The organism is Bacillus sp. AR2-1 (assembly GCF_008368755.1).
Lineage (GTDB): Bacteria > Bacillota > Bacilli > Bacillales > Bacillaceae_G > Bacillus_A > Bacillus_A wiedmannii.
The window spans coordinates 1-7011 of the sequence record NZ_QORY01000058.1 but is presented as its reverse complement, the minus strand read 5'-3'; the positions used below and the strand labels follow the sequence as shown (position 1 = coordinate 7011).

Here is a 7011-nt window from a genome sequence, read left to right as displayed (position 1 = left end):
TAAGATGGCCCTTTACGTATTGAAAAAAGAACAAGATACATAGTTTATTCAAATGAAATGAATTACATGTGGAAAACACATTGTTAACACAAGTACATTGTATAGTTATTCTTATATAATAATAAAAGTGAGGTATTTTGAATTGAAAAAGAAAAATCTATTTTTAGGAACAATTATTTCATGCGTAGTACTGGCATTATCGGCATGTGGTTCCTCAGACAACGTAGTAACATCAAAAGTAGGCAATGTTACAGAAAAAGAGTTAAGTAAAGAATTAAGACAAAAATATGGGGAAAGTACTTTATACCAAATGGTGTTAAGTAAGGCGTTGTTAGATAAATATAAAGTTTCAGATGAGGAAGCAAAAAAACAAGTAGAAGAAGCAAAAGAAAAGATGGGTGATAACTTCAAATCGACTTTAGAGCAAGTCGGCTTGAAGAATGAAGATGAATTAAAAGAAAAAATGAAGCCAGAAATTGCATTTGAGAAAGCGATTAAAGCGACTGTCACAGAAAAAGATGTAAAAGATAACTATAAACCAGAAATGAAGGTAAGTCATATTTTAGTGAAAGATGAAAAGACTGCTAAAGAAGTGAAAGAGAAAGTAAATAATGGTGAAGATTTTACAGCTTTAGCGAAGCAATACTCAGAGGATACTGGTTCAAAAGAACAAGGCGGAGAAATAACTGGTTTTGCTCCAGGACAAACGGTGAAAGAATTTGAGGAAGCTGCATATAAATTAAATGCAGGACAAGTAAGTGAGCCAGTAAAAACAACTTACGGATACCATATTATTAAAGTGACAGATAAAAAAGAATTGAAGCCATTTGATGAAGTAAAAGATCAAATTCGTAAAGATTTAGAACAGCAAAGACTACAAGATACGACTGGAAAATGGAAACAACAAGTAGTCAATGATTTACTGAAAGATGCTGATATTAAAGTGAACGATAAAGACTTTAAAAATACATTTGAATTTCTAGAAAAGAAATAATGACTGTAATTAGAAAAGGGAACCTTTATAGGTTCCCTTTTCTAGTTAGTGTGTGAGTTATAAATAGATAGTAAGACAATATAATATTACATTTAAATATTAAGAATTACAATGGGAATTTATGTAATTGTTTTAAATTGGAATGATCAATGCTTCATAGAATGTTGATATTATAATGTTTCGTTTGCTTAATTTCATTAAATATAAAGTGGATTTATTAATTTCATCCCACTATTTGCATGTAGTCTGATTGGCGTGGGCTAATTAAAACCTGAATTGATTTAAGTTTTTCTTTATTGAAGTGGATAAACATAATTTGCAGAATGAAACATACAATAGTATTGAAAAAATATTGATGCGAAATGAAGTGAAAAGCAGAGCATTCTACTAAAAAGGATGTTCTTTTTAGTATGAAACTTTTAGGATAAAGAAAGAATGCTTTTAAACAAATTATTTAATAGATAAATATATTACGTAGGAGGAGAAAATATGAAAGTAATTTTTCAAAGAGAAGATGGAGGGAAGGTTTTTGAATCGTATGATGAAGATATAAGTAACTTATTAGCTATTTTAAAGGAAACGAAAGGGATTAAGATTGGGATGGTTGAGTATGAAGTATTAAAATACGAATTAGAGTATTTTCGTAACCCAAAAAAAGCAGTAACAGAGAGGGAGTTACATATAATAGTACAACCAAAATATATTTAATAATTAGGACCAATTATTTATAAATAGTTTTATACATTATGTACGAAAAGAGAGTGTTTAAATTGCTCTCTTTTCATAGAAATTCATAAGGAACGAATTATGATCCGTTATAAATCCCCTAAATTTTGTGAGTTCGTTCTTTATAATATATGCTTTCATTTATAGTTGGTTAATAAATTTGAAAAATTAAAACTTTTTAGTTTAGGCAGGGATTTTATAAATGAGGGGGACTATTTTGAATTATTCAGTTGTTGGGTTGGTGATGAAGATCAGGAACGAGTGGGAGAATTAAAATTAAAAATAAATCATTTTAAAATTGATGAAATTTTGATTCCAGAAAGAACACTTGTCAGGTTAGAAAAATAAATATAGAAATATACGTTATTAGAAAAAAGCGACTTCATTTTGTATGAAGTCGCTTTTTTAGTAAATATGTGAACTTCCTATTAAATAGGAAGTGAAAAACTCATTTGATAAAGAAGAAAATCAATGATGGATAAATGTATAAGAAAATGATTTGAATTATATTTTGTTAAAAATATAATTATATCTCTTCTCAAAAGAATGTATGTTCGTGTATAATTAGAACGAGTGTTCTTTTGAATGCAGATAGTATATGAATTAGAAATAAAGTGAAACATTAATCAGTGAGGTGCTTATCGTCCATTGATTATTAGCTTTCACCAATTCAACGTTTACGGGAGGTTGGTTTTCGACTTATATACCTCACATGTGCCGATTTTGAGGTGGGAGCTATACTCCCTGTTAATGCGGGGGAAATATGATCCTAGCATTATGAAAGAATAATTGAGTAACAATATATGTGAAATAGAATGGATAAATGATCAAGGAGATAAAGAAATGAATGATGTAAAGGTGCAGAAAGCAGAAAGAGAATGGGTTCCATTTACAGTAATGTCGGAACAGTTATTAAGTATGCAAAAGATTGTTGGAGAGAAGTTTAAAGTACAAAAACCGCTCTTAACAAACGAAGCAAAAGAGAGAATTTCTGATAAATTATTAACGTCATTATTGTCTGAGAAAGAAATATTGGTGACATATTTTGAAGATGGTTACATCCTTACAAGTTATATGACAGTAGTGCATATCAACCCGCTAAAGTGCATTGTAATATGTACTGACGCATTTTATAAAACTTACGTATTTAATACTTCTGATATTATTGAAATAACGTAAAGGAAGCTGAAATTTCAATTTTAGCTTCCTTTACGTTATGTTAGATGAGGGATATAAATAATGAAAAGAAAAAGCAGCTAGCTTCATACTAGCTGCTAAGCCCCAGGGAAAGGGAGAAAAAGATAGGGTACTCCAAAAATCAATAATAGCTGTGTAACAGCCTGATTATAGTATAGACAAATTTATTATTCCTAAACAGTACGATGAAAAAATAGGACTAAGCTGTACCTACTTGGTTTTGATCTGCAAGGTCAGAATCAAAAGTATTAGTCGCGCTCACACCATTAAAAGTATTAACAACAAAACCAACATTTGAAGCACCAGATCCATTATAAGCCTTCGTATTTTCTTTCGGAGAAACATTGTAGAAATCGCCTAAATTAAATGAACCGTTACTATTTTGTACAACTAAATTCCCTACAACTGAGGGCATAGTTTTCACCCGCTTTACAATCATTTGTTAATACTACTATATGGTGTTATAGTCCAAATGGTTCATGTAACAAAAATTGTGGAATAGTAAAACGTTTGAAGTGTAGCTTAATCCTACAATAAAAGTATGTTAAAATTAATGTAAGGTCGATTAATTTTAAAAAACAATTGTATAATTAATATATATAAAATCAAAGGAGGCAAAATGTAATGAATAATGTTATAAAAAAAGTAGATTTAACGGATGCAAAATCAAGTAATCTTGTTGCACTTATTTATAGCAATGAAGTTATATTGGTTGAAGAAGCATTTTGTCCAAATGAAATAAAATTAAAGTTTAATGAAATTGCAATTTTATCGGCTATTAAAACAGCACATATAATGAAAGTATCCATCAGAAAAGAACTGGAAGCAATTTTTCATGACACTGGTGTTTTATTTGTGAAGCATAGTGTTGATTATGGAAATAGTCAATCTATCACTATGCATTTTGAACAATTCAAAAAGTTGCAAAATGAGATTGAGAATTTAAATAAAAATAGGTAATCAGACTAGATGAAGATTCTTTCATAGAGGTGAACTGTTTTATGATGAAAAATTAGTTTGAAATTTTTTCAGATGAATCTCAATGTAAGCATAAATATGGTTTTATTAAAATGCAGGATAACGAAGATTTTAAAAGAAGTAATCTTGGTGTAGCTTTTATGTATCGGTGTGAGAAATGCGGGAAAGAGAAGCTGAAATATAAAAGCAATAACGAAATAAATAATGACTTTTTTGATATATAAGCAAGAGTAACTGTTATGGTTACTCTTTTTGCTTACATAAAAACTCCTACTAAAGTATGAAATGAGTTGATACTTTAGTAAATGGCTGAATGAAAAGGGAGAGTGTAAAATTTTATAAAGGAGGAGAGGTATATGCATCGAAACAAAACTGGAAAAGTTGTAATGATTACAGGAGTGACGCAAGGATTAGGTCGTGCAATGGTTGATCGATTTCATGAATTGGGATGGAATATATATGGCTGTGGACGTTCAAAAGATAAAATTGAAGAATTGAAAAAATATTACGGTAATATACATGATTTTCAAATAATCGATGTTTCAGACTCCCAGCAAGTAAGTAATTGGGCGAATTATATACTTCATAGATATAGAGCACCTGATTTGTTAATAAATAATGCATCGATTGTTAATAAAAATGCGCCAATGTGGAAAGTAACAGCTCAAGAATTCGAAAATGTAATGAATGTAAACGTAAATGGTGTAGTAAATGTAATTAGGGCATTTGTCCCAGCGATGGTAGCTAGGAAAGAAGGAATGATTATTAATATGAGTTCTAATTGGGGCCGAGAGGGAGAAGCTGAGCTGGCGCCATATTGTGCCTCAAAGTTTGCAAATGAAGGTATCACGAAATCTATGGCACTTGAATTACCCTATGGTATGGCTGTTGTTGCTTTAGATCCGGGCGGAAGTATCAGGACCCCAATGCTGTATTCATGTGCACCAGAGTATGTAAATGAATCACCCACACCTGAAATGTGGTCACATCATGCGATTCAATATATATTAAATATAACAATAGATAAAAATGGAGCTTCATTGACATGCCCAGAATGTATGTAAATATATTTTGAATTGTACACGTATCTTTTAATTAGCATATTTTCAGTGATATACGCTTTGTCTAAAAAAAGTACCTTAAAGGTGCTTTTTTGTATGATTAACACGTTTTAGAATGCACAAAATTACATATAGAAAATAAATATGAGATAAAGGATGCCGTTTGTGTATGGCGAAAAAAGCACTAGAAAATTTCTAAATAGGTGATAAAAATGAATCCAAGCGGTTTAAAAGTGACAGGAGCATGGTTTCAAGTAGGAGGAAATCTTACTGCGGCTATTGGGGCGACAAGAGGATTTATTGGAGAAGAGAAAGTTGAATCAGATCTTGTAATTGTAGGAAGCTCATTACAAGCCCTCGGTTATATATTGCAAATAATAGCGAGTAATGATACCGGAGATGAAGCTGAAAGAGAAAATCAAAATATGTGTTTGGAGAATAAAAGTGAAATGCTTGATAAAATGGGCATTGAATTATTAGCATTAGGGAATATATCAAATGTAATAGGAACATATTTTAATATAAATAAACAATTGAAAGAGAATGATTATCTCATAATTGTCGGGAACAGTTTACAATCGATTGGTGCTTTTTTAGGAGTAGAAGCAGCTTTGCTTCAGATGAAAGCAATACAGAGAATTATAATACTAGGTAATTCTTTGCAAAGTTTAGGTGCGGGACTTCAAGCGTATCAAGGTATTATTAATGTATCGAAGAACGAAATAGAAAATGAAGACAGTATGGTTGATAAGAAGAATGAGAAGATCATAGCACTCATTGGTATTTGGATACAAGCAATAGGAACTATTATTTCTGCGATTGGATTAACTATAATAGAGAAAGAAGAAAGATTAGAAAAAATAAAAATATGAAAATACACATTTGATAAAGGAAGGGGGGGGCAATTTTACATACGTAGTAAGATTGAAGTAGTAGGTTTTTAGGCATTTGAATAAAATATATAAGAGTAGAAAAGTTTTTCATGCTTAATTGGAATGTATGAAATATAAAAATAATTGGTTTTGTGAGCGTATGAAAAGAAGAGAGATAAAAAATACAAAACAAGGAGTTTTCAAGAGATGATGTATTTATTGGCAATTCTTCTGCCACCTGTAGCCGTATTATTTTGCGGCAAACCATTTCAAGCGATAATTAACTTCCTATTAACATTAATATTTTGGGTTCCAGGAGTTATACATGCGATATTAGTTGTACATGATAAAAAAGCAGATCGGCGTTTAAAAAAACAAATTCGAGCATATGATGAAATGAATAAGAGGGATAGAAGGTAGCTAAGTCGTGAAATGATTGTAAAAAGAAAGGGGGACTACCTCCTTTCTTTTTTTCATTCTGTTTAAGTTTAAATTTTAGTATAGCGGTAAGAATTTTTAATATAAGTATTGTGATAATTAGTTTTAGACTGTGCGCTTAATAAACCGGTGTAAATGTTTTCAGGCACGTTAAAGAAATCATACGTTCCATTCTTTAATTGAATGCGTAAAATCATAGAAAAAGGATTATAGCCAACAGCAACAATATTTTTGGAACTCACGGGAGATAACTTCATCATTATGCAACTCCTCACTTTTCATTTTTAATAATTTCTTGTAGATGTTGAGGTTGTAGTGTTGAAATCCTTATAATTAAAGCGGTATTATACTTATATACAATATATTAAATGTTCGTTATACGTAATGATAAGGAAGTTCACACGAAGTACATATCATTGTGCTATTTTTATTTCACCTTTGATTTATAAATAAGAAAATATTGACCATTTGAAAAAAAGGTATATTATTTATACGAGGTATGAAAAATTCACTTTTTACATTCTATGCTTCAAGGGGCAGCATTATTAGGAAAATAGAAGTGAAAATAGTTTGTATAAGAAGAATTCTAAAATTTATAATCTGTGAATTAGGAAAATATTGAATGCTCCAGGTCAATATACTTTCTTAATTAAATTCATTTTAGAAAGTGACCTCAATATTTTTAAGTAAATCAACGGGAGAATTGAAAGGCAGGAGAAAGTAACATGTCAGAAAATTATCGTTC

At 30.4% G+C, this 7011-nt stretch carries 10 protein-coding genes; 8 read left to right on the top strand and 2 right to left on the bottom strand.

Translation table 11 applies throughout. The annotated features are described in order from the left end of the window. Positions 1-142 precede the first annotated feature (142 nt). From DT250_RS31375 to DT250_RS31360, 3 genes are all read left to right on the top strand, one after another. Positions 143-994, top strand: a complete 852-nt coding sequence (locus tag DT250_RS31375) for a peptidylprolyl isomerase PrsA (RefSeq protein ID WP_149214392.1) — start codon at positions 143-145, stop codon at positions 992-994. Positions 995-1483: 489 nt separating this feature from the next. Then, positions 1484-1702 (top strand): hypothetical protein, encoded by a 219-nt coding sequence (locus DT250_RS31370; RefSeq protein WP_098058094.1) that lies wholly within the window; start codon positions 1484-1486, stop codon positions 1700-1702. 861 nt (positions 1703-2563) lie between these two features. Further along, positions 2564-2899 carry a YolD-like family protein gene (locus DT250_RS31360; protein WP_149214390.1) on the top strand — a complete coding sequence of 112 codons (336 nt, stop codon included), beginning with the start codon at positions 2564-2566 and terminating at the stop codon, positions 2897-2899. A 217-nt stretch (positions 2900-3116) separates the two neighbouring features. On the opposite strand, the gene gerPF is transcribed toward DT250_RS31360, so the two are convergent. Next, a complete protein-coding gene (gerPF, locus tag DT250_RS31355; RefSeq protein WP_001141565.1) occupies positions 3117-3332 on the bottom strand; it encodes a spore germination protein GerPF in 216 nt (71 codons plus the stop codon). 209 nt (positions 3333-3541) lie between these two features. Here gerPF and DT250_RS31350 point away from each other — a divergent pair, with 209 nt between their 5' ends. From DT250_RS31350 to DT250_RS31330, 5 genes are all read left to right on the top strand, one after another. Next, positions 3542-3877: a hypothetical protein gene (locus DT250_RS31350; protein ID WP_001066867.1), complete on the top strand. Its 336-nt coding sequence runs from the start codon at positions 3542-3544 to the stop codon at positions 3875-3877. 62 nt (positions 3878-3939) lie between these two features. Beyond that, a complete protein-coding gene (locus DT250_RS32530) occupies positions 3940-4119 on the top strand; it encodes a hypothetical protein (protein ID WP_255450571.1) in 180 nt (59 codons plus the stop codon). Between the two features lie 132 nt (positions 4120-4251). Further along, entirely contained in the window at positions 4252-4959 is a 708-nt protein-coding gene (locus DT250_RS31340) for an SDR family oxidoreductase (RefSeq protein WP_149214389.1), read from the top strand. Between the two features lie 209 nt (positions 4960-5168). Continuing rightward, a complete protein-coding gene (locus DT250_RS31335) occupies positions 5169-5828 on the top strand; it encodes a DUF6944 family repetitive protein (RefSeq protein WP_149214388.1) in 660 nt (219 codons plus the stop codon). Between the two features lie 207 nt (positions 5829-6035). Continuing rightward, the gene (locus DT250_RS31330) at positions 6036-6248 is read left to right on the top strand and encodes a YqaE/Pmp3 family membrane protein (protein WP_046955724.1); all 213 of its coding nucleotides are present in this window, start codon (positions 6036-6038) and stop codon (positions 6246-6248) included. Positions 6249-6316: 68 nt separating this feature from the next. Here DT250_RS31330 and DT250_RS31325 read toward each other — a convergent pair whose 3' ends face one another. Next, the gene (locus tag DT250_RS31325) at positions 6317-6526 is read right to left on the bottom strand and encodes a KTSC domain-containing protein (RefSeq protein ID WP_046955725.1); all 210 of its coding nucleotides are present in this window, start codon (positions 6524-6526) and stop codon (positions 6317-6319) included. Positions 6527-7011: the final 485 nt, after the last annotated feature.